Genomic DNA, 23422 nt, shown 5'->3' on the forward strand with positions numbered 1-23422 from the left:
GTTCCGGTTGAATATTGACAAAAACACCTCCCGCCATTTAGACGAAAGGTGCTTTGTATGGTTCCCTATTGGACTAATTCAAATGGAGTAGACGGTCGATAACAACCGCCGCCTGAGCGCGTGTCGAAAGCCCTTTCGGCCCGAAGATGCCTTCGCCGAGTCCTTCGATAACGCCGTTCGCCTGCATGGAACGGATGGCTTCGGCCGCATACGCGGCAATCGCTGATTGGTCGACAAAACCTTCCGCGTCCGTACCGGTCTCTAGCGACAGCTTCAAATACTGGGATGTCCGGTACGTGATAACGGCCATTTCCTCTCTTGTTATTTGATCGCCAGCGCCGAAGCTGCCATCCGGATTGCCCTGCACGATTCCGAGCTCCTGGGCGGCTGCGATTGAGCTGTAATACCAAGCCCCTTCCACCGCGTCCGTGAAGGAAGATTCCGCAGCTTCCGACGATAAATCGAATGCGTACATCAGCATTTTAACAAATTCGGCTCGCGTCACTTTGCCGTTCGGCTCGAAGCTGCCGCTGCCCATGCCGTTTACAATGCCTTTGGCCGCAAGCGATTCAATACTGTCCTTGGCCCACGCGACGGATGCGATGTCCGTGAAGTCGGCTTTCGACTGAGCCGCTGCAAAAATACTGAAATGGCCCGGTTTGAAGGTTGCCATCCCTGCAGCTGCATCGTACTTGCCGTTCTTCACAATCGAAAGCTCGCCCTTTTCGCTGATATGATAGACGACGATCTGATTCGGATTCTCTCCGGCCTTCAGCGCATAGGCCAACTTGACGGTAAGCGCATTCCCGAAGTTTTCCACGCTCTTACCGTCAATCAAGAATTGCAGGTCGTATGCAGCACTTCCATTCAGCTTTTGCTTCGCCTTATCGGAAAGCGCAGCAAGATCCGCCAGCTTCATGGAGAAGACGATCTCGGAAGAGGGAGCCCCGATTTTCTGTTGGAGCCATTTTGCATCTACCGTATAGATAACGGAGCCGAATCGGATTTCGACTGTACCGATTGTACTGATTGCCTCGCCTCTCAGTTCTTGTGCCGGGAGTTTTACCTGCACTTCAGCAGCGGTATGCGAAGTTACATCGATCACCAGCCTATGATCTTTGGCGGCTGCGATCAGTTGTTGGATTTCCGATGCCTTAAAACTTACCACCTTTTTATCGCCCGTATCCGGCACGGTTATGCCGCCTTTCCCTCCTTCTTCGCTTCCGCCGTCATCGTCTGGCGAATCGGACACGGTATAAATATTCGGAGCGGCCGGCTCATCCATCCCCGTTCCCAGGTAGAATCCGGTATGCGGCGGCTGGTTGTAACCCGTGTTCTGCCAAGCGACGCCCAGTCTGTATATCGGATCTTGCATAAGCGTATAGATCCTCTTATCCGTTAAACGGGTTGTAGCGTAAATTCGGAGCGCTTGGCTGTCTTCGGTACGCAGGACAAGCTCTTCTCTCCAATCGCCTAGCAGGTCCGCCTGCAGAACGGGATTGCCCTTCGTATCGTTGTTCGAATAGGTGCCCGTAAATCTCTCGATATTAACCAACTTATTGTTGTTATAATCCCACTTGTCGATCTTCGGAATACCTGCCCGCAGCGGGTCGCCCAGCCATTCATGATCGAACAGCTCACGGCTCAAATCGCCATCCCACCAGATCGCAAAGTTGGAGGACGGGATGCTCTGCGCGATTCGCTCGCCTGCAGCGGAGAACAGGCCTCCTGTCGTACTGTTCCATGCCCCGTCGATCGCCCAGGCCTCCTCCCCTTCTGAACGGGGATCGATGTCGGCCGTTAAGCCGCGGCCCGTATCCACGCCGGTCTGAAGCTGTCCCCACAGCACCCGTCCTGAACGGGCATCCTTCATGTCTGCGGAATACTTCACAGATGTATCCTCCTGCACGGCAAACAATTCAAGGCCTAAGCGATTGGGGTCAAGATCGCCGAGGTGCATGGCATCCCCATGACCGAGTCTGGAATTCCAGAGCGCGGTGCCGTCGTCGTCGATTGCAGCGGCACCGGTTATAATCTCGTCCTTGCCGTCGTTGTCCACGTCGGCTACGCTGAGCTGATGATTCCCTTGTCCGGCAAAGCCTTCATTGCCCGGCGTATTGGAATCGAAGGTCCAGCGCTTCGTCAGCTTGCCGTCCCGCCAGTCATAGGCAACCAGCACCATTCTTGTATAATAGCCTCGCTGCATGACAACGCTCGGATGAACTCCGTCCAAGTAGGCGATCGCAGCCAGGAAGCGGTCAACGCGGTTGCCGTAGTTATCCCCCCAATCGTTCACATTGCCCCGCGCCGGCTCGTAATCTTCCGTAGCGAGCGCCTTCCCTGTCGCCCCTTCGAAGACCGTATGGTATTCAGGGCCGCTCAGAATATATCCGTTTGAATTGCGGTAATCGGCATTCTCGTCGCCGATCACGTTCCCTTGGCCGTCCACCGTGCCGTCCGCTGTGCGGAAGGTGACCTCGGCTTTGCCGTCCCCGTCCAGATCGTAGACCATAACGTCCAGATAGTGGGCGCCGGCGCGGATGTTTCTGCCGAGATCTATCCGCCACAGGAAGGTTCCGTCCAGCTTATACGCATCCACCAGCGTGTTGCCCGTATAGCCGGATTGCGAGTTATCCTTCGAGTTGGTCGGATCCCACTTCAATACGATTTCATATTCGCCGTCCCCGTCCAAATCGCCCACACTGGCGTCATTCGCCCTGTAAGAATACTCCTCGCCCGTTAACGTAACCCCGCCTTCCGGCTTCCGAAGCGGAATCGTCAGGTACTCCGTATCCCATACGCTCACAAGCTTAGTCTCCATCTTCTCGGAGCCGCCAATGACGGCACGCACCGTATAAGCGGAATCCGCAGTCCCTTCACTGTCCACGTAATTCGTGCTGTCCGTTATGGGCCGGGCGTTCACGCGCTTCCCGTCACGGTACAGATTGAAGGCGATATCGGCAGGGTCCGTTCCCAGCAAACGCCAGCTTACGAAGACACTATTGGACTCCTTAATCGCTACCAGGCCGCGGTTCAGATATTCCATCTGACGGGCCGGGAGCTTCTTCGGCGTTTCGCTTACCGTCACACCAATCGATTCGACCGGCTCTTCCCCTTCGTATCGATAGACGCCTTTTACCACGAATTGATAGGTCTTATCGTTATCCAGTCCGTCAACGGCGGCCATATAATGTCCTTTCTCAACCGTATCGGCAAGCATCAGACTTTGATCGTTCTGAACGAGGTAGACATTCGTCTTTATGAAAGCCGGATCGACGGTCTTCTCCCAGCCGATCAGCACCTTGCCGTCATGCCCTTCCGTCGCAACGAAGTTGACGTTCGGCGCTTTCTCCAGCCGGTTGACGGAAACCGTGTATGTCTTTGCGACATTCGTATAGACATTGGAAGTGACCGTCACATCAATGTCCGTACCGCTCCCGCCCAAGCTTATCTGGACAGCCTCCCCGCTAATTGCGGGCTCCTGCCCTACTTTCAGGCTGACTCCTTCCTCATAGCTGGCTGTTGGAACAACCGAAAGGGTCTCTGCCCAATACGGCACGTCTACCGTATAATTGCTGACGGACGGAGTAAAGGCCGGCGATAAGCCCGGCATATAGCTTCCTGCGCTGAGCGCAAGGCTGCTCAAGTTGGTGTCAAGTGATGTGACACGTACATTGGCAAGGTTAATCTGGCCTCCATTCGGGTTCACGTAAAACCCGAAGCTGCTGATTCTCGACCTGCCGCTGTAGAAGCCGTCAGCCCACAACACCTCGGTTCCGGTCGTCAAATCCTTGATGTAGACCTCGGATTTCTTCTGCGGTACATTGAACACCATCTTGAATCGGTACCAATGCGTTGAATCGTATTTTATTTGGTTCTCTGCGGCCGCGTTATGGCGCTTGATCACACCGCCGTCAAGCTGATAGCGCAGCACCGCCGCATTTGTCGCATTTACTTTGCCGTCCATGACCCACAGCGTACCGCCCGAGCTTGCAGGCAGGTTCACGTCGAATTCCACGATAAGGCCCCCGCTCTGCGCAGCGAACCTCTGACCAAAATAAGAGGAGCCCGTTGATTTGTTGACAATCTCCGCATAAGTGGACTCGGTGACCGTCGCCGGTACGATATTGACCATAGGCGCTGCGCCTTCCTTCGTCCATGTGTTGCCGCTGCCGATCGTAAGCTCGCCAGATTCATAGCTGCCAAAGTCGTCATCAACGAGCACGGCGTCAGCCGCATAAGCAGGCAGCGGGCCCCAAGGAGCAACAAGCGATGCCAGCAAAACGCAGACAAGCAGTTTGGACACCAGAGCATAAAATGGTTTTTGCTTTACTGTTGGCATTGTGAATAAATGACCTCCTTAAATGATTGCGTTCGTCTCCGATAAGCTTGTCCCGGTTCAATCTCCTTCCTCCCTCCGGCAATAAAGCGCTTCCAAATCGCCGGATCATTTTTCTGAATTACCGGTTTTCCTCCACTTACTTTCAATGCTTTCATTTCCATTATAGGCAGTTTCTATAGCGTAACCAATTAAAAAACAGTTTGAAATGATGAAAAATCAGTGTTTCTGTCCGCACATATCCGTACCGAAAGATTAGCTTCAAAAAACAAAGAAGATTGTCCTATCCATTTGTTAGGCCAAATGGCAGGCAATCTTCTTGACTTTTACTTCGTGTTAAAAAGAATACTCTCGTTCAACTTTACAAATTTTGATTTTATAATTCCGGTACCAGACTTGCTTACCTTTCTCCTGGGCAACTTTGTGAAATTGATTCTGCTTCCAATTGCTTATTGCCTCCAGACTATCCCAATAGGAGACGGTAATGCCGGCACCTGACGCATCCCTTACGCCTTCCACTCCTAAGAATCCGGGTTGCTCGGCTGCAAGCAGTTCCATTTTTTCAGCCATGATGTTATAACCGTTATCCCCTTCCGTACGTTGACTTGAAAATATGACTGCATAATACGATCCGTTTGACTCATGAACCATTCCATCAAGTCCTTCCATAAAAAAGTCTTTGTATATATTAGACTATACTATTATCATTTAAATAAAAAAAATGAATGTTTATAATAGATTAAATGAATATTTCTTATGCACTATTGGAGGGTAAACATGAATCTAGTTAAATACCAGATCTTCAATAAGGTAGTTGAACTTGGAAGTCTAACGAAAGCAGGAGAGAAGTTGAATCTAACACAATCAGCAATCAGCCACGCGATCTCCAGTTTGGAACTAGAATTCGGACTCAGTCTGCTCATAAGGAACAGGTCGGGTATCCGCCTCACCAACAATGGGGAACATTTGATCCCGCACATTAGGGAAATCCTGCAGCTTAATGAAAAACTTAATCAAGAGATCGCCGCGATAAAGGGAATAGAAATCGGTACGGTACGAATCGGTACTTTCTCAAGTGTATCTATTCAATGGTTACCCCGGATTATGAAAGATTTTCAGAAGCAATTTCCTCATATCGAAATAAAATTACTTGATGGCAATTACTACGAAATAGAAGAATGGATTGCAAACGGAACCGCTGATTTTGGTTTTGTGAACCTGCCTGCTGCCGGAGCGTTTGATGTGGTGCCGCTTCATGAAGACAGGATGATGTGTATTATGTGTGCGGACCATCCCCTCAGCCGTCAAACCGCCATACGGATAGAACAATTGATCGATGAGCCCTTTATCATGCCTGTTGCGGGTTGTGACACCGATGTAAAGCGTATTTTTACGCAAAATAAACTCATACCGAACACCAAATATGAATTAGAAGACGACTATGCCATAATCGCCATGGTACAAAACGGTTTAGGGTTAAGTATTCTCCCTGAAATGATTTTGTCGCAACTCCCGGACAATGCATGCTGCCGTCCATTGGAAGGTGGGTATTATCGCTCCATCGGCATTGCGGCCACATCTTCTAAAAATGTCTCTCCAGCGGCAAAAAAGCTGATTGAATTTATAACAAAATGGATCACTCCATAAAGTTGGCGGGTCACCTAAGCCATCATTCCATAGACAGAATGCCAAGGTCATCCCTGTTGAGATGACCTTGGCATTCCGGGTTTAACTAAAATGCTTTTTCACTTCGTAAATATCCGCTATCCACCTACCTGCTTCGCATACAGGCGCGCATACACTCCGTCTTCGGCAAGCAACCCATCGTGCGTCCCTTGTTCCGCAATACCGTCCTCTGTTAATACGATAATCCGTCCGGCATTGCGGATGGTGGACAGGCGATGTGCAATGACGATCGTTGTGCGCCCCTTCGCTAACGATTCCAGAGACTCCTTGATCATGCTCTCGCTTTCGTTATCCAGCGCGCTTGTCGCTTCATCCAGGATTAGAACCGGCGGATTCTTCAGGAATACGCGGGCGATGCTTAGGCGCTGCTTTTGACCGCCCGACAGCTTAACGCCTCGCTGCCCGATCTCGGAGTTGTAGCCGTTGGGCAGACTCGCGATAAAGTGATGCGCATTGGCATGCTTGGCTGCCGTCATTACTTCTTCTTCGGTTGCTTTGGGATTCCCGTAGCGGATATTATCCATCACAGTGCCTGCAAAAAGGTAAACATCCTGCTGCACAATGCCAATGCTCTGCCTCAGCGAATGCAGTTCAATATGGCGAACGTCGATCCCGTCCAGCAGCACTCCGCCTGCCGTTACATCGTAGAATCGCGGGATAAGCGAGCATAACGTCGTTTTTCCCGCTCCGGACGGTCCCACTAACGCTACATACTCTCCCGGCTGTATACGAAACGACAGGTCTGACAAGACATGGACCAAGTGGTCCTCGTAACGGAAGGAAACCTGCTTGAATTCAATTTCCCCCTGCACCTTGGACAAGGTCAGCGCATCCGGTTTGTTTTCAATTGCCGGCTTCAAATTCATGATTTCCATAAACCGCTGAAAGCCCGTAAGCCCTTCTTGCAGCTGCATGCTCATATGAGTCAGTCTTTGAACGGGCTCAAGCATAAAGCCGATATACAATAAAAAAGTGAGCAAATCCGCTAGATCTAACGTCTGGTTGACGATATTGGCACTGCCAAATACGACTACCGTGATCGTAATCATTTGGATAATCGATTCAAAGCTATTATAGAAGAGCGCTTCTGCCTTATACGTCTTCTTTCGGCTGTCGAGGAAACGATTATTTTCCCGATTAAATTTCTCGATCTCCAGCTGCTCGTTGGCAAACGATTTGACTACGCGGATTCCCGAAAGACTGTCCTCTACCTGTACGTTTACATCCCCGATCCGCTCTTTGTTTCTTCGTAAAGCCTTGTTCAACATCTTATTGAAATAGAAACTAAAAACAGCCAGGACGGGTAAAAAACAAAATACGGCAATCGTCAAGGGAGCGTTAATCGAGAATAAAATAACAAATGCGCCGGTAAACCGGACAAAATATTTCATGTAGTCTTCCGGACCATGATGGTACAGCTCGGAAAGCAGCAGCAGATCGTTTGTTATCCGGGACATGAGCTGGCCTGTCTTTTCCTTATCGAAAAAGCTGAAGGAAAGCTTCTGCATGTGTGCGAACAGCTCGCTGCGCATATCGCTTTCCATACGCGCCCCGATTTCATGACCTTTGTAATCCACAAAATAGTTCCCGATGTTCTGAATCGCAACTAAAACGAGCATCAGCCCGCCAATCTTATACACTTCCTTCAGGGCGACGGACAAGTTTCCTTCGAGAACATCCTTCGTAATATAACGAACGAGCAGCGGAAATACCAAAGTCAGGGCAGATACGAGAAAGGCGCAGGACAATATCAAAATAAACAACAATAAATACGGTTTATAGTAAGAGAAAAATTTCTTTACCGGAAAATGCATGATTAACCCCTTTAGGTGTTATTTGCTGAACACGACAAGGGTACACTTCATTCTATCAAGCAGAAACGCCTATCGGCGTCCTAGTGTTCCACCCTCATTGGCATATTTGGGTTGAATCATCTTGTTTTTCATGATATGACCTCCTATGTGAATACCGCTTTGTAAGCTTAATTTCATTTTACATAAACCATCGCATCCATAATCGGTAGAGAATAGTTATGATTAAATATTACCGCGCTGGCATTGGTTAACAGAATGGATAAGCTGATTCCGCTGTATCCTTACATTTGAATTTGAACATAAAGAACACCTTCATCCCAATTCCCCGATTCGGCCGTACATTCCCCTCGCGGATTAAATAGATACCCGCCGCCTGGAAAGTCTTCATCAATCGTACGCCCTGCTTGCGTGGCAACACCGATATAAATAGCTTCTTCGGCGGCATACTTCCCTAATTTCTCTATACAGTTCGTTCTCCACCAGTTATATCCGGATGACCAATTCCGGGATTCCTGTTCCCCGTATAATCCGGGAGCGGCGCTTTCAAGAACGATTTTGGCGCCTTTTTGAGCATATTCGCTAAAGATGCCCGGATCGTCGATGTCAGCGCAGACGGATACGCCGAAGGTTAATCCGGGAATGTGAAATACCGGCTGTTGGTCGCCGGGAGCAAACCATTCCGCTTCTCCATCTTTTATCGTTTTTTTACGATAGCAACCAAGCAGCCTCCCGTTATAAGCAACAAATTGACTAATATACGGCTTGCCCTCCGGGTTATATTCAACAAATCCGGCTATTACACAAATCGAGTAGAGACCGCTTAATTGAATGATTTGGCCGATCGCACTGTGATCTATAGTTATAACTGCATGGGGATACTTGCCGGGATCGATATATCCGGTCACATTCATTTCGGGAAAACAGACGATATCCGCTTCGTTCGTTTTAGCTGCGGCTACGTAGTCCCTCATTACATTTACATTACGGTCGATCGCCGCTTTTTCACAATTCATTTGAACCAAAGCCATTTTTATAGCCTTCTTCTTGTCCATTACAGTTCAGCTTCTTTCCAATTTTAATAAAGGTCAAATACAACTAAAGCGATATGACATATGAGGTACAAAGCCAGTAAACTATTGAAAATAACCGGCGTAACCATTTTAAGATCGAATTTATATTTCTTTAAAAAAGAACGATACATAAGAAAAACTACGCTTAAAAAAATGAAATAAAACATCGGGAACCCAATGCTGTAAACAAGCTTTTCAGTTAATCCAATATCTCCTGGCGGTCCATCTGCTGCTGTAAACCGAGACAAGCTTATCCACATAAAAACAACTGCTTGAAAAACATAGGTACAGAGTATAGCCCCAGCCAAAAAAAATAAATAAGGTAACGACTTTTTCATTTTTCACCGCCTCATTCCACTCTTCATCAATAACACTATAAACCACATTTTATATTTTTTCCTGAGTATTCCTTCTTTTTTTCTTCAATCAACGTTTCGTAGAAGGATCTTCGCACCAAGCGGCACTCCGACGCCGTAAATGACAACGACCTCTAGTTGAAGTTGGCGATAAGTATGCGCTCTTAGAAAAACTGTTCCCCAATATAATATAAACAGCAATTGCAGCGCTACCATGATAAAAATTGATTCGTGTAATGTATCCTCAGCGGGGGTTACGTTTGGAAAGTTAGTAACCTTAAGGTTACTAATTAAAGCTAAAGTGCGTACTTTTCTAATGCGCTTCTTTTAAGCTATGATTGACATTATTCAAATTTGAAAACAGGAGAATGGATAAAATGAAGTATAGGCGCGTAGGGAAAAGTGGAATCAAGGTCAGTGAAATCGGGCTCGGCAGTTGGCTGACGTATGGAACAGCTACCGAGAAGGAAGCGGCCGATGCTTGCATCCGGCAAGCATTCGATAGCGGTATTAATTTCTTTGACACGGCTAACGCATATAATCGAGGAGCCGGCGAGGAAGCGATGGGAGCCGCTTTGAAGCCGTACCCGCGCTCCAGTTATGTGCTTTCAACGAAAGTCTTTTTTCCGATGGGAAAAGGCCCTAATGATCGCGGTCTTTCCCGCAAGCATATCATGGAGCAGTGCAACGCCAGCTTAAAGCGGTTAGGTGTCGAATATATCGATATTTATTTCTGCCACCGCTTTGATCAGGAGTCACCGATAGAAGAAACGCTGCGCGCGCTCGACGACCTGACGGCGCAAGGGAAAATTCTGTACGCAGCTGTCAGTGAATGGAGCGCTGCACAGATTGCCGAAGCATCGGGTATTTCCGAACGTTTGAATCTGCGTCCGCTTGTCGCCAACCAACCGATTTACAACATGTTTGAGCGTTATATTGAGCGGGAAGTCTTGCCGGTCAGCGATAGAGCCGGCATCGGGCAAGTTCTGTTCTCGCCTCTTGCGCAAGGGATTCTGACCGGCAAATACAAGCCGGGAGCGGAGCTTCCAGCGGACAGCCGGGGGGCGAACGAATCCGTGAACGGCGTGTTGAAGAGCTATCTTCGCAATGATGTCCTTGAATGCGTGTCCCAGTTGGACCGTTTGGCACAGGATGCGGGAATAACCTTGGCACAGTTGTCGCTGGCTTGGGTACTTCGGCATCCTGGAGTCTGCTCCGCTTTGATCGGCGCTTCCCGTCCCTCCCAGATTCAGGAGAATGTAAAAGCCGTCGAAGTTGCGCTCACGAACGATGTCTTGAACGAAATCGAGCGAATTTTGAAAAGCGTAGAAGGCTTCGCTCCGCTGCGCTGATTCGGTCTGTATGATTCAAACCTCGCACAAAACAGCCTTAGTTTGGTATTTCACCGAACTAAGGCTATCATAATTTGACGGGTTGTTCATCTAAGGCGGAATCCAATCTTAGCCGCTGGTTTGGAACTTTGAGAATTTACCAAGGCAGTTTCTGCCCCATATGAATAAACGAACCCGTTTCGAAATCATCGCCCTCTAAAGACAAATCCACCTGCGTCTTAGCGCCTTCCGCAACCTCCATGTCCGAATGGAGACTATTCGAAGAATTAAATTCCGAGTTAAACGAAAACGGCTCAATGAACGGCTTGTCGCCATTTATCGATTCTCCGGAGGCTGCTGCTTACCAGCATTTAACGGATATGAGAGACACTAATTCAAAAAAACCATTAATATCGAAATGTAACGGACGTGAGAGACGTTATTTCTAATAAATCAAAGGGAATATGGCAAAAATCCGCCCTATAAGGCTTCTCATATCCGTTAGATTTTTAAATGCCTCATTTTAGGGATGATAACGCCTCTGACGTCCGTTAAACCGTTAGCCACGAGACCTAAGCCGATGCTTAACATCATTCCACTCTTCATCAATAACACTGTAAACTACATAATCTAATCCATTATATTTTTTCCTAAGTATTCCTTCTTTTTGGGCTCCCAATCGTTCGATCGCTTTCTGAGAACGGGTATGGGTCGCCGTTGTAATCATTTCAACACGAACAGCTTTCCATTCTTCAAAAGCATATATAACAAATACTTGCACTCTGAATTTACCAAAGTTCGCCACACTTCAGGAGAATACCATGTCCAACCGATATTCAAATTCTTATGTACGGAAGATATTCTCAAATAGCGGGTCATCCCGACCATTTTGTTTAGCGTTTTATCGTATACGGCATAAGGAAATTCCTCTCCGCGTTCCCTTGCTATTATCGCTGTACGTATGAAGCTCTGCATTTCATTCATATTTTGTATTTTAGTCGGAAGGTTTTCCCAGATTAGCGGAGATTGCGAACACTGGTGCAAGGAATCCGCATGCTCCAATTCAAGTGGGATTAATGTTACTCTTTCACCTTCTAATTGGATAAAATTCATTGCCTATCTCCTTCCGTTGCTCTATCTAATCGAAGTACTAGAAGCTGCCCCATTAACAAAACAAAGGAGCAGCCACCATCGCATACTGCTCCTTGATCGAATCGCACTCGGATTCCGAGTTAAAAAAAGACCAGTAAAAAATCAAGCGAAACAACAGCAACTGCAGCGTGAAGTAAAATCGTCATCCAAACCTTTCGGGGCACCTTGAAATCTTGAATCAACATCACGACCGACCATACGAAAATAACCAGCAGAGCAATTTGAACTAAAAAGCTAGGCATGATATAAGAACCTCCCCTATGCTTGTCATCATTCACTATATGATGATCAAGCGGGAATCGTTCTAGTTTATTTATGGAGACATCATCGATTCCGCGAAAGCAACATGCTTAATGAGATTCGGATATTCCTCAGGGGTTGCGCCATCTTCTACGCACCAGCATATTCCCATTGCCGTTTCCACAAATAGACATTGCCTCAATATATCGTTTGGAATATGAAGAATTTCTTCAAAGCGGTCAATGATATCGTTTATTTTGCTAGCTAATTCCGTCGTTATTTCATCGCCAAATTCATTTAATATAAAACGCGGAACATCAAATACGGGATCTCCTATTACGCCTTTAGGGTCTATAATTTTATACTCTCCATTCGTACCCAGCAAAATATTATCATGGTGAAAATCGCCATGAAGCAGCATCTTTTTCGAATATAGAGCAGAAACCGATAAGCAAATCTCATTTGCTTTTTTCATATATTCATATAATGGTTTGCAATCCTGCCGCTTGCTCATGTATTCCGTTATCCGGCCAACCCACCCTGTATACGTCGGATATATTTCTGAATGATCGGGCGTTACATGCAAGCCCTGATACAGGGAACAAAATACGGATAATCTTTTATCGAGAGAGCTCTCGTCTCTTAAAGGAGTCCCGGGCTGTACACACTCTTCAAGAATGACGCCGTTTTCAATATCAGCATCAAAAACCTTGCAAAATCGTCTGCCGTTATATTGGCGTAAAGCTTTACATTCCGTTTCTATTTCACCTGAAGAAGGATTACCTATTTTAAGCACTGCGCTTCCAAAGCTTTCTGAATGGCATTTAAAAACTAAGTTTGCGGAATAGGAAGGAATCAATTGGAATGAGGTCAACGCCCATTTAGCGGCATAGGCTTCAATATCCCTCAGAACCTTTTCATAAAAAGCTTTACCGAATCGATTTATGATATTTTCCATTTCTTTTTGACTGAAATTATAATGCTTATTCATTATTCGGATCGACCTCCGTCCCTTTTTTTTCAAATTGACTTAAATGTAAAGTCTCACTCTTATTATTCCATTTTATAATGACCATCATTTTTTCATTATGATTCCCGACAATATCTTGTATCAAGTCCCCCTCAAATTGTATTGGAAAATGAGTTTTATCTATTTTATCGTAACGAAGTGTTTCCGCTATGTTCCCATTTCTCGTGCCGTATGAAAATACAATTTCTTGGGCTGCTAATAATTCAGAAATGCTGCCTTTGTAGAAAAAGTTGATTTCCACGTTTTCTTTCTCTGTTGGAGTAACATTTGTTTTATATTGAGCATCCCAATTTTCGCCTTCCGCATAAAAAATAATTTCCGCATTTTTCTGCTCGTTACCTGAACATCCGGAAACCAAAAAAATAAGAGCAGCTATTAATAAATAGCTTAATCCTAATCTATTCGAGTTCACAAATCCTCCTCCTTCTCGCAATTCTGTATATAGCTATCCTCGTTATTTAGACGCAACCCCGCATGGTAAGTTTCACCAGAATAATCGTTATTATAGAAAAGGCCCATTTTATTAAAAAATCAATGTACGAATTTCGGCGGCATCCTTTTATGGAAACGATATAATTAAACCAGCGATAAAGTAAGGAGGAGCGGAATGATAACGACCGAACTTAAATTGGAGTATTATCAGGCATTAATCCATAAAAAATCAGAATATGAAGGTGTTTTCTACGTAGGAGTCAAGACAACCGGCGTATTCTGCCGACCCACATGTCCGGCAAGAAAACCAAAATTCGAAAATTGCGAATTTTACGATACGGCTAAGCAAGCGCTTCTCGCTTCATTCCGGCCCTGTCAACGCTGCCGCCCGCTCTCGCATCCAAATCATGTCTCAGAGCTTGTTCAACTGCTTGTTAATGCCGTGGAAGAAAATCCAGAACAACGATGGACGGAGAACGACTTTCGGAAACTGTCCGTAGATGCAGCAACCGCGCGCCGCCAGTTCAAAAAGCGTTTTGGCATGACTTTTGTAGAATATGCCAGGGCCAGACGCATGGGCATCGCAATGAAGCAGATCAAAGCGGGTAACGCTGTAATTGAAGCGCAACTAACCGCCGGCTACGAGTCCAGCAGCGGTTTCAGGGACGCGTTCTCACGCATTATGGGGGCGGCGCCAACTCTTCTTGGCGATCATCATATTTTAAAGGCATCATGGTTGGATACGCAACTTGGGCCGATGATTGCCATCGCGGATGAAGAAGCCCTTTATTTGCTCGAGTTCGTTGACCGCCGAGGCTTAGAGCGCGAGGTCGAACGACTTCGATTAAGAACAAAATCAGCAATTATTCCGGGTCACACTGCGCCCATAATTTCGATTCAGAGTGAATTGGAAGATTATTTTAACGGCAAACGCTTTGAATTCAAAACGCCTTTGTATTTGCTGGGATCTTCTTTTCAAAAAGAGGTCTGGGAACAGCTGAAAAAAATCCCGCCCGGACAAACTTCAACCTATGCCGATGTCGCAGCAGCGATTGGAAGACCCAGCGCTTATCGTGCCGCAGCTCAAGCAAATGGCGCCAATCAGCTTGCGATTGTCATTCCTTGTCACCGCGTCATCAACTCAAATGGCGAATTCGGCGGTTACGGCGGAGGATTATCCCGCAAACGCTGGCTGCTGCAGCATGAAAAAGAAGGTCTATGATTGCATCTTATTATTAGGAGGTTATGACGTGATTTATGTGGTTAGACATGGACAAACCGATTTGAACAAAGAAGGAAGACTTCAAGGAAGACAAGGGCTGCCGCTAAATGAATATGGCATCGAGCAAGCCAGGTCGTTAAGAGAATCCCTTCAAAATATAAAGTTTGACTATGTATTTTCCTCCCCGCAAGAGAGAGCTGTTCAAACGGCAGAATTAGCAACGGGCGTAAAAGCAAAAGTTGATCCGAGACTGGATGTCTTTGATTTAGGTGAAGCCGACAGCCTAAAAAAAGGCGAAGTTCAAATGGTTGGGGGAGTCCCTGATTCTAGTATTTATAAAGGAGTCGAAGAAATCCATAGCTTCATTAAACGGGTTTTTGAATTTATGCAGGAACTTAAAAATGAATATGGTTCGAGAGATATAAACATTTTATTATCTGGACACAGATGTACAACCGGTTGTATCGGCGCTTATTTTGAGGGCATACCGGAAGACGGGAACATTTTGAAATTCTCATCGGATAATGGTCATTATAAAGTGTATACATTTTAAATATGTCAAAAAAAAGAGGAGCTGCTCCGAAGCAGTTCCTCTCGGTAGTTCTAAAGCTGGCTCCATATAAATGGCTCTAATCCTTTAGTTCAATACGATTACCTTCGGGATCAATAATAACGCCTATCGTTCCCCAATCAAAGGTCTTCACTTCGACGGGTACTCCGCGTGTCTCCAGTTCTAAAACGGCTGAAGCAAAATGATTAACGTTGAACCGAATGACAATTGGATTTTGTGCTCTTGTCTTCTCTTTATCCGAAGCCACTCCGTTATCTTCTAACATGAGATAACTGCCGCCGAAGTCCAAAATAGATAGACTTTCACCTCGTTGGCGGACATTCATGCCAAGCCGTTCCGAATAGAACGTTAACGCTGATTCGTAATCCTCGCAGAACAGAATAATTCCGGTCTCTTTAATATCCATCAGCTATCACCTCAACTTGTTTTATCAAGCATAGCTGATTTATTTTACGAAAGCGTCCGTACATTGTCGTATTTCCGTATTAAGTCAAAGGGCTGAGATTTTAGCGGCCTCTGCTGATTCGGAATGCTTTTTCAACAAGAATAAGAATTTGAATAGCCACGATAAGTCCGATGATATAGATTAGGCCTGCCGTGGAACGATCCCAAATCCGGCTAACCGTTTGAAACGCTTCGCTCCCTTCCGGCGTCAATCCTGCAGCGGCCAATTGCAGCATAAAATCGGGATTCCATATGGTTAAGTTCGAGAACATGATCAGTGCCAGGATGAAGTGGGCAGCATTGACCAGGATATCAAAGCCGATTAGCTTTATCGTCCATCTGCCCGCGATCAACTTCATCGTATCCTTCAGAACGCTTAAACCAAACACAGCCCAGATGAACGGCAGGAACCCGCTGAATACCTCTTCATTGAAAAATGGCGCTATCGTCGGGGAATTACTCTGAAATCTCCAAACTCCGAATAAATCGATTGAGAAGGTAAAGAGGACTAAGAACAATACAGTAAAGAGGATGCCGGCAATAGGATCGCTCCGTTTTATACGGTTCCGTTGATCGGGCAGGGGAGCTAACTCGGACGGCTTCCACCTATCTGAAGTCATGATCCCCAAATTCTCCTTCTTAACTCCCGCATACTCAACCAGGCCAAAGATGATCGTCACCCATGCGAATGCTTGGAAGCAGCCCATCAGGAGAGAAACCAGATTGCTTACAAAATGTTCAAGGATCTGGACGGGATTTATAATGGTTTCGATCAGGAACGTGACGGTCATAGCGATGCCAACGGACAGGAGTACGATTTTAAGAACAGACAGATAAGTCGTAAAGAGCTCGGGGCTGATCAAATATCTTTTTGTTCCCCGATATTTCTCCGCCAGCTCTCTTGGATTTCCAAGCTCAAGCAGCACCGCCTCTACATCCTCCGAAGTCGCTGCTCCTCCTTGGACACGATCCTCCAGCATATCCTCGATCAATCCCTGCAGCTCTTTCTCAATATCCGCTCTCTGCCGTTCAGGCAGCCTCTGTGTCACCGCATAGATATACCTTTTAACCAGCTCCATTGTCATTTCCTCCTTGAATTAAGCTATCAAGACTAACGACCATGCTCTTCCACTCCCGACAAAGCTGCTCATAAGCTTCTTTTCCCTTTGGACTTAGCAAATAGTACTTTCGAGGACGGGCCTCATTGGTATCCCATTTGCTCTCCAGTAGTTCTTGCTTCTCTAATCTGCGAAGGAGCGGATATAAGGTGCCGGGATCAATATTAATGCCCTTCTGTTCTAATATTGTGACTAATGAGTAGCCGTATTGGGGTTCGGATAACTGGCTGAGCACACCGATGATAATCGTTCCGCGCCGCAGCTCTTGCGTAAGACCATTGATTGTTTCTTTGATGTCCGTCATATCATCAACTCCTGTTTTTATTATACTGTATGTAACACACTATTGTACATAGACCAATAAGATTTTTTATAAATTATTATACCCCAGTGAATATAATAGCCTCTTTCCGGACAAAAAAAACCGCCATCCTTTATCGGATAGCGGCCGCGGCCAGTTGTACTATAATATGGAGCGTGCAGCGGCATTCACCTGCCGTAATTGGCGGGGGGAGCAGCCGTACTTGAGCCTGAACGTACGTTCAAAATGCTGCAGCGTATTGAAGCCGGAGCCGAAGCACACTTCCGTCACCGGCAGCTCGGAGCTCAGCAGCAGCGATCTGGCGAAGTTCAATCGCAGCTCCTGCAGGCAGCTTTGATACGTAAGACCGACTTGCTTTTTAAACATTTCACTAAAGTAATTCGCCGACAGTCCCGACAGATCAGCGATATGCTCTAAGGTCACCGGCTCGCGGAAGTGGTGCTGAAGGTACGACAGCGCCTTCTCTATCGAAGCATGAAGCGAGCCTGCCGCTCTAACCGGACTGCTTGTCTTTCGGCTATCGTTATTTCGGGATAGATCGATGAGCAGCCGCTCCACGCAGCCTTGAATGACGGCTTCGCTCTCGCGATCGCGATGGCGGGTTTCCGTCCAGATCCGGGCAAACTCGCGTTCCATATCAGCGGCCGACTCGCCTTCAAACGTATGAATCAGATTCGTCGAGCGCTCCAGCAGCCGACTTAGCAAACCGTCTTTTATCATATGTTCATGGAAAATAAAATTGTATAAATGAATCGTCTGTCCGTCATCCGGAATGATCTCGTGAAAATCCGCCGTCGACAGCAGGAACGTCATGCCTCTGGCCATCGGCATGGGGACACCGTTCACAATATGCTTGCCCGTCCCCGATTGAACGAAGGCCATCTCGAAAAAATCATGCCAATGCGTCGATATCGTACGGCCAATCTGATGCTTGAACATTTGGTAAGGGGACGGCAAACTTAAGAAATTTTTACTGAGCAGCCGCTCAGGCGTCCTATTTCCCTGCAAGTTGCCGCCCCCTCGTTCCCCTGTTATTTAATAAGTACCGACTTTGCATGTTGCGCAAAATGATCGGTCATCCATTGATTCACTTCCCACAAATCAGCGACGGGCTCATTCGTATAAGGAATGGTCGGCATATAGCCCGGAGGCCCGAATTCCGCCGTAAATGTCGCTTCCGTTTTTCCCTGGCTTTGCTGATGCTCCAGCATGCGTCTCCACCAGCCCATAAACAAGGATAGCTCCGTCTTATATTCAGGCGCTGCCGGGTGAGAGACTTGAGGGCCTTCCGGGTATCCGACCCGCCCGTGAATATGAATGGTTCGCGAGATCGCTAGCGCGATGGCATCCTCCTGGTCATCAAGATGCGATTCGCATACATTCATCCAATGGCTGAAATCCGCCGTGATGTGGAGCGAAGGGAATTTCCTCAGCAATCGCGCGGTCGTCCATGGCGTGAACATCGCCCTCTGCCGGTGCGTCTCGTGACCGACCGGAATGCCGAGGCGCTGCTCGACGGCGAGCGCCTCTTCGAAGAAACGGTCCTGCTCCTGCTCCGTCATGCAGTCACGCGCAGAGTGCGATACGATGAGTAAAGGCTCGAATGCTGCCGCGCGTTCCGCCTGTTCGGCAAAGCTGCTTATATGATCGTTTTGCGTAAAAATTTGCGGAATGTAAGCGAACTCATACCGTTCCAGCAGCGATCTGAATAAGGACTCATTCTCCGGCGACGGCATAGGCCCTTCAATGCCATTATAGCCTGCTGCCGCTATTCTCGACAATTGCTCCTCGTACGTGCCTTCCAATCCCCACAATGCTTTGATCAGATTAAGCTTCATACTGAACCTCCTAGGGTAAGTTTGCTTACGCATTCACGAAACGGTTCCCGGCAAGATCCTTGCCTCTGGCCAGCCAAATTTTATGATTCGCATTTTTTTCTTCAATCACCTTAGCTTCCGTCGAGAAATAACGCATCGTATAGCCACAGCGGCGAAGAGGACTTTTGTTCGGCGCGGCCCCATGAATGATTCTGGAATCATGCAGCGAGCATTCGCCGGGCTCGAGCTCGAAATAGACGGCCTTCGAATCATCAACCTTGCGGATTTCCGTTTCAAAAATGTTCTCGTTGCCGTCCACCTGATCATACTCGGAGAAGCCGTTGTTATGCGTTCCCGGTATGACGCGCATGCACCCGTTTTCCTTTGAGCTGCGGTCAATCGCCAGCCAGACGGTTACGATTTTGTCGAAGCGGTCCAGTCGCCCGTTCCAATACGCGGAATCCTCATGCCAAGGCGTCTGCTTGCCGATGAGCGGCTCCTTGCAAATAAAGTGGCTGGACCACAGTCCGATATTCGCCCCGATAATCGGCTCAACCAGATCAAGCACCTCATCGCTCAGCAAAAATTTCAATAACCGCTCATCGCGAAAATGCGGCGTATCCAGCTCGCTGTTCAGCCTTCTTCCGACCTGCTCCCACTGCTCTTCAAAAATATTCGACAGCTCCGTCATTTTATCCTGGCTGAATAGCTGCTTTTTGTACAGGGTGTATCCGTACCTTTCGTAATGCTCGACCTCCGCGGTTGACAGGTTTACAGTTGGCATTTGCATTCCCTCCGAATACGCATAGGATATTTTCATATTTCCTATAGTAATTGCTTCCCTGTTTGATTGCTTCCTATGGCTTCAGATAAAGTAAACATATTTTCGGATTTGGATTTCTTTTATGGATTAGGCCTGCGCCGTTTCCCGGTTCCGATCTTCACATAGACTATCCCGTACATCCATCGCTCAGGAAAATCCTTATTGCTGAAAGGAAGTATCCGATGAAGATTTTAGCCATTGCCCCAGATAAACTGCCGCTCCCGCCAATCAAGGGAGGATCCGTCGAAGCCGTGATGCATAATATTTTTACTAGAATGGCCAAGACGGAACAGGTAACTCTGGTCAGCTGCACGCACGCGAGATTACCCAAAACGAATACGGCTGCAAGCGGAAGGCTGAAATATATACGTTTCCCCTATCCCGGCGGCAGCACATACATCCATACGGCTATGAGAAAATTAAGAAAAAGCAAATTCGATGTCATTCAAATTGATAACCGGCCGACCTTTCTTCCCGCGATACGAAGAGCATTCCCAAGAACGCCTATTATTCTGTCGCTCCACTCTCTTCATTTCTTATCCCAATTAACGCGCAGCCAAGGAAATGCCGTGCTTCGTCATGCGAACGGGGTGACATGCGTCGTCTCCTCGCTCTCCAATACGTTTAAAGCCAGATATCCGAGACACGCCGCAAAATTCAGATCGATTCTGCTTGGCGTCGACACCGTCAAATTCCGGCCAAGATCTCAAGCCTATAAAACCGCCATACGGAAGAGATATGGACTAAACGATACCTACAACCTTCTTTTTGTTGGACGAATCATTCCCAGAAAAGGACTTCATACCTTGGTGCAAGCAGCCGCACGGCTTCGAAAAACGAATAAGAAGGTCACGATCGTCGCCGTCGGCGCCTCCTGGCCGGGGACAAAGAGAGAAACCCCGTATATGCGTAAAGTAAGGCGGCTAGCCAAAAAAATGAATGTCCCGATCCGGTTCACCGGATATATCTCCCCGAGCAAAATACATGAAATGTACCATCTCGCCGATATATTCGTTTGTCCGACACAGTTCAAAGAAGGCTTTGCCTGCGTAAATTCCGAGGCGATGGCTTCCGGGATCCCGCTTGTCGCTTCCGCTCGCGGCGGCATATTGGAGGTCGTCCGGCATGGGAGCAGCGGACTTCTGGTCTCGGCCTATCGGAGTCCTGCCGCCTTCGCTAAAGCGCTGGCTCAAATCATGCACAATCCGGCTTTGGCCAAACGTCTTGCCGGCGGCGGAAGAGCCCGTGTCGTGTCGAACTTCAGCTGGGCAAGCACAGTAAGAAATTTAAAATCGTATTATCGGAGCAAAATGTAACGATGCGGATCCTCGTGACCGGCGGCGCCGGTTTCATCGCCTCGCATATAGCCGAACGTTTTGTTCATGACGGGCATCAAGTGACGGTACTGGATAACTTAAGCCATGGGAAAATCCGGCATATCCCCCCGCGGGTTCATTTTCTTCAGGCGGAGCTTGCAAGCCCGGAGGTCGAAGACCTCTTTAAGACGCTCAAGCCTGAGATCGTCTGTCATCATGCAGCACAAATCGACGTCGTCACCTCAATGAAGCAGCCGTTAGCCGATGCAGGCACGAACATTCTGGGGACGCTTGCGCTCTTGCTCCACTGCAGAAACTATGGGGTGCAAAAATTCATCTACGCGTCTTCCGCCGCTGTATACGGAACGCCAATGTATTTGCCCATTGATGAGAAGCATCCCGTCAAGCCGCTTTCCTGTTACGGCATTTCCAAGCATACGCCCGAGCATTATATCGAAGCCTTCTCGAATCTGTATGGTCTGGATTACACGATTCTTCGCTATGCGAATGTCTATGGGCCCAGACAGGATCCTACGGGCGAAGGCGGCGTCATCTCTATTTTTCTAAACAAAATAGAACGGGGCGAGGCTCCGGTTATATACGGTGACGGCCAGCAGACCCGGGATTTTATCTATGTCAAAGATATCGTCAGCGCTAACGCTGCCGCATTAACCAGAGGAAGCCGGCAAATTCTGAATGTAAGCTGTAATCAAGCCACCTCTGTCCTGGAATTGCTGCAGCTGCTTGCGGTCCTAACGGGCAAAACGATAGTGCCTGCTTACAAACCCGCCTTACCCGGCGATATCCTTCATAGCGTTCTAAACAACCGGGCAGCGATATCCGCGTTAAATTGGTCCCCCGAATATTCCGTTCCGGAGGGGTTAAAGGATACGCTCACCTCCCAATCAGGTTGATTCTTTAGCCTGGATAAACGAAACAGCCGGCCAGGATAGATCTATCCTGACCGGCTGTTGTTCTTCATTATTCATCAAACTTATATGACAAGGAAGCCTTCACTTCCAGCTTCCGGTTCCGGATCCATAATGAGCTAAGGAAAGCAACGATGCTTCCAATAAGCCCGAACAGGAATAAGTAATGGAAGCCGTCCAGCACATCGCTTTGCCCGTAGAGAAGAGCTCCCATCACGGTAACCCCGACGGCCGTGCCGATGTTGCGGCAGAACATAAGAAAGGAGGTCGCGATCCCCTTCTGATGAGGCTCTACCAGCTGCTGGGCGGATATCATCGATACCGTGGACGTAAGTCCGAATGCCAGCCCCATCACGGTCATCGCCCCGAGTACATACCAGAAGCCCGTGTCCTCGTTAATGAGGAAGAAGGTAATACCGGATAATACGAGCAAAATATTCCCGATCACCAGAAGCCTACGGTATCCGTATTTCAGCACCCACTTTCCGGCCGGCACCGATACGACCATCCAGCCGACCGCCATCCCGAGCAGGGCCAGACCGCTCATAAACAAGCTTTGCCCGGCGACATCCTGCAGGAACAGCGGAATGAAGCTGCCGATTCCGAACAGTGCCGCGCAAGCCGCAAAGCCGTTCACATTAATCCATCGGATCGTAGGATCCTGGATTAACGATAACGGAACAATCGGTGAGGTCTGCTTTTTCTCATAATAATAGAAGATAACCATAACCGCAGCTCCGAGCGCGGCGACAAGAAGCTGGTACTGCTCCAGCACCGTAACCAGCAGAATTAGCGTGACGCCGATGGCGAACAGCACGGCACCTATGTAATCGATGCTTGTTTTCTTCGGCGTGTATACCTCTTTGTAAGGCAGCAGCGTCACGAACGCCAGCAGGCATACCGGCAGATTCACATAAAAAATCCATCTCCAGCTCATATATTCCACGAAAAAAGCTCCCAATAACGGAGCGAGAATCGCCGATAGCCCCCACATGCCCGTGAACAAGGCTTGAATCTTGCCCCTCTTCTCCACGGGAAACAGATCGCCGGCAATAATCATCGGAAACGGCATCATAATACCGGCGCCGATCCCTTGCACCGCCCGGAAGATGACAAGCTGCACCATGCTCTCCGAAATGCCGCACAGCAGCGAGCCTGCCAGAAAAAATAAAATACCGAAACCAAAAACATGCTTCCTGCCGAAAATATCCGAAATTCTTCCCGCCACCGGGGAGAGCACCGTGCAAAAAATCATGTACGACGCGAACGACCAGGCATACAGGTCGAACCGGCCAAGCTCCTCGGCGATGATCGGCATCGTCGTGTTCATAATCGTCGTATCAATGGAAGCGACCAGCATCGCCAATACGATGCTGACCATCACCGTCGTTCTGCTTTTCATTCTGACAC

General features: G+C 47.8%; 22 protein-coding genes. 6 read left to right on the top strand and 16 right to left on the bottom strand.

Annotation, left to right across the window (positions count from 1 at the left end):
• Positions 1-73 precede the first annotated feature (73 nt).
• Positions 74-4342 (bottom strand): rhamnogalacturonan lyase family protein, encoded by a 4269-nt coding sequence (locus H581_RS39220; RefSeq protein ID WP_084134430.1) that lies wholly within the window; start codon positions 4340-4342, stop codon positions 74-76.
• Between the two features lie 333 nt (positions 4343-4675).
• A complete protein-coding gene (locus H581_RS0102995; protein ID WP_245599886.1) occupies positions 4676-5008 on the bottom strand; it encodes an antibiotic biosynthesis monooxygenase family protein in 333 nt (110 codons plus the stop codon).
• A 108-nt stretch (positions 5009-5116) separates the two neighbouring features.
• Between H581_RS0102995 and H581_RS0103000 the strand changes: the two genes are divergently transcribed.
• Positions 5117-5986, top strand: coding sequence for a LysR family transcriptional regulator (locus tag H581_RS0103000; protein ID WP_028608725.1), 870 nt, complete (start codon positions 5117-5119; stop codon positions 5984-5986).
• A 116-nt stretch (positions 5987-6102) separates the two neighbouring features.
• On the opposite strand, the gene H581_RS0103005 is transcribed toward H581_RS0103000, so the two are convergent.
• From H581_RS0103005 to H581_RS0103015, 3 genes are all read right to left on the bottom strand, one after another.
• On the bottom strand, positions 6103-7839 hold the full coding sequence (locus tag H581_RS0103005) for an ABC transporter ATP-binding protein (protein ID WP_028608726.1): 1737 nt from the start codon (positions 7837-7839) through the stop codon (positions 6103-6105).
• 281 nt (positions 7840-8120) lie between these two features.
• On the bottom strand, positions 8121-8867 hold the full coding sequence (locus tag H581_RS0103010; protein WP_245599887.1) for a carbon-nitrogen hydrolase family protein: 747 nt from the start codon (positions 8865-8867) through the stop codon (positions 8121-8123).
• A 47-nt stretch (positions 8868-8914) separates the two neighbouring features.
• A complete protein-coding gene (locus tag H581_RS0103015; protein WP_028608728.1) occupies positions 8915-9247 on the bottom strand; it encodes a hypothetical protein in 333 nt (110 codons plus the stop codon).
• Between the two features lie 395 nt (positions 9248-9642).
• Between H581_RS0103015 and H581_RS0103020 the strand changes: the two genes are divergently transcribed.
• A complete protein-coding gene (locus tag H581_RS0103020; RefSeq protein WP_028608729.1) occupies positions 9643-10617 on the top strand; it encodes an aldo/keto reductase family protein in 975 nt (324 codons plus the stop codon).
• Positions 10618-11319: 702 nt separating this feature from the next.
• Here H581_RS0103020 and H581_RS32835 read toward each other — a convergent pair.
• The 4 genes from H581_RS32835 to H581_RS0103040 all read right to left on the bottom strand — a co-directional run bounded on the left by H581_RS32835 (position 11320) and on the right by H581_RS0103040 (position 13430).
• Positions 11320-11709 (bottom strand): GNAT family N-acetyltransferase, encoded by a 390-nt coding sequence (locus H581_RS32835; protein WP_051250409.1) that lies wholly within the window; start codon positions 11707-11709, stop codon positions 11320-11322.
• Between the two features lie 119 nt (positions 11710-11828).
• Positions 11829-11990, bottom strand: a complete 162-nt coding sequence (locus tag H581_RS37630) for a hypothetical protein (RefSeq protein WP_156889486.1) — start codon at positions 11988-11990, stop codon at positions 11829-11831.
• 71 nt (positions 11991-12061) lie between these two features.
• Complete coding sequence (locus tag H581_RS0103035) at positions 12062-12979, bottom strand: aminoglycoside phosphotransferase family protein (protein ID WP_028608730.1); 918 nt, start codon at positions 12977-12979, stop codon at positions 12062-12064.
• A complete protein-coding gene (locus tag H581_RS0103040; protein ID WP_028608731.1) occupies positions 12972-13430 on the bottom strand; it encodes a hypothetical protein in 459 nt (152 codons plus the stop codon). The genes H581_RS0103035 and H581_RS0103040 overlap by 8 nt, the downstream gene beginning before the upstream one ends.
• Before the next feature lie 195 nt (positions 13431-13625).
• Between H581_RS0103040 and H581_RS0103045 the strand changes: the two genes are divergently transcribed.
• Both H581_RS0103045 and H581_RS0103050 read left to right on the top strand, forming a co-directional pair.
• On the top strand, positions 13626-14672 hold the full coding sequence (locus H581_RS0103045) for a bifunctional transcriptional activator/DNA repair enzyme AdaA (RefSeq protein WP_028608732.1): 1047 nt from the start codon (positions 13626-13628) through the stop codon (positions 14670-14672).
• A gap of 28 nt (positions 14673-14700) precedes the next feature.
• On the top strand, positions 14701-15225 hold the full coding sequence (locus tag H581_RS0103050) for a histidine phosphatase family protein (protein WP_028608733.1): 525 nt from the start codon (positions 14701-14703) through the stop codon (positions 15223-15225).
• Positions 15226-15301: 76 nt separating this feature from the next.
• Here the strand turns inward: H581_RS0103050 and H581_RS0103055 are convergent, their stop codons facing one another.
• From H581_RS0103055 to H581_RS0103080, 6 genes are all read right to left on the bottom strand, one after another.
• Positions 15302-15649 (bottom strand): VOC family protein, encoded by a 348-nt coding sequence (locus H581_RS0103055; RefSeq protein WP_028608734.1) that lies wholly within the window; start codon positions 15647-15649, stop codon positions 15302-15304.
• A gap of 100 nt (positions 15650-15749) precedes the next feature.
• Complete coding sequence (locus H581_RS0103060) at positions 15750-16766, bottom strand: permease prefix domain 1-containing protein (protein ID WP_028608735.1); 1017 nt, start codon at positions 16764-16766, stop codon at positions 15750-15752.
• A complete protein-coding gene (locus tag H581_RS0103065; protein WP_028608736.1) occupies positions 16753-17109 on the bottom strand; it encodes a PadR family transcriptional regulator in 357 nt (118 codons plus the stop codon). Before H581_RS0103065 ends, H581_RS0103060 begins: the two co-directional genes overlap by 14 nt.
• A gap of 159 nt (positions 17110-17268) precedes the next feature.
• Complete coding sequence (locus H581_RS0103070; RefSeq protein WP_036717518.1) at positions 17269-18135, bottom strand: helix-turn-helix domain-containing protein; 867 nt, start codon at positions 18133-18135, stop codon at positions 17269-17271.
• Between the two features lie 23 nt (positions 18136-18158).
• Positions 18159-18965 carry a sugar phosphate isomerase/epimerase family protein gene (locus H581_RS0103075; protein ID WP_028608738.1) on the bottom strand — a complete coding sequence of 269 codons (807 nt, stop codon included), beginning with the start codon at positions 18963-18965 and terminating at the stop codon, positions 18159-18161.
• A gap of 25 nt (positions 18966-18990) precedes the next feature.
• Positions 18991-19728 (bottom strand): phytanoyl-CoA dioxygenase family protein, encoded by a 738-nt coding sequence (locus tag H581_RS0103080; protein ID WP_245599888.1) that lies wholly within the window; start codon positions 19726-19728, stop codon positions 18991-18993.
• 221 nt (positions 19729-19949) lie between these two features.
• Between H581_RS0103080 and H581_RS0103085 the strand changes: the two genes are divergently transcribed.
• Together H581_RS0103085 and H581_RS0103090 are read left to right on the top strand one after the other, a co-directional pair.
• Entirely contained in the window at positions 19950-21083 is a 1134-nt protein-coding gene (locus H581_RS0103085; protein WP_028608740.1) for a glycosyltransferase family 4 protein, read from the top strand.
• 2 nt (positions 21084-21085) lie between these two features.
• Entirely contained in the window at positions 21086-21997 is a 912-nt protein-coding gene (locus H581_RS0103090; RefSeq protein ID WP_028608741.1) for an NAD-dependent epimerase/dehydratase family protein, read from the top strand.
• Between the two features lie 67 nt (positions 21998-22064).
• On the opposite strand, the gene H581_RS0103095 is transcribed toward H581_RS0103090, so the two are convergent.
• Positions 22065-23414, bottom strand: a complete 1350-nt coding sequence (locus H581_RS0103095; protein WP_028608742.1) for an MDR family MFS transporter — start codon at positions 23412-23414, stop codon at positions 22065-22067.
• Positions 23415-23422 lie beyond the last annotated feature (8 nt).

This window comes from Paenibacillus harenae DSM 16969 (assembly GCF_000422465.1).
Lineage (GTDB): Bacteria > Bacillota > Bacilli > Paenibacillales > Paenibacillaceae > Pristimantibacillus > Pristimantibacillus harenae.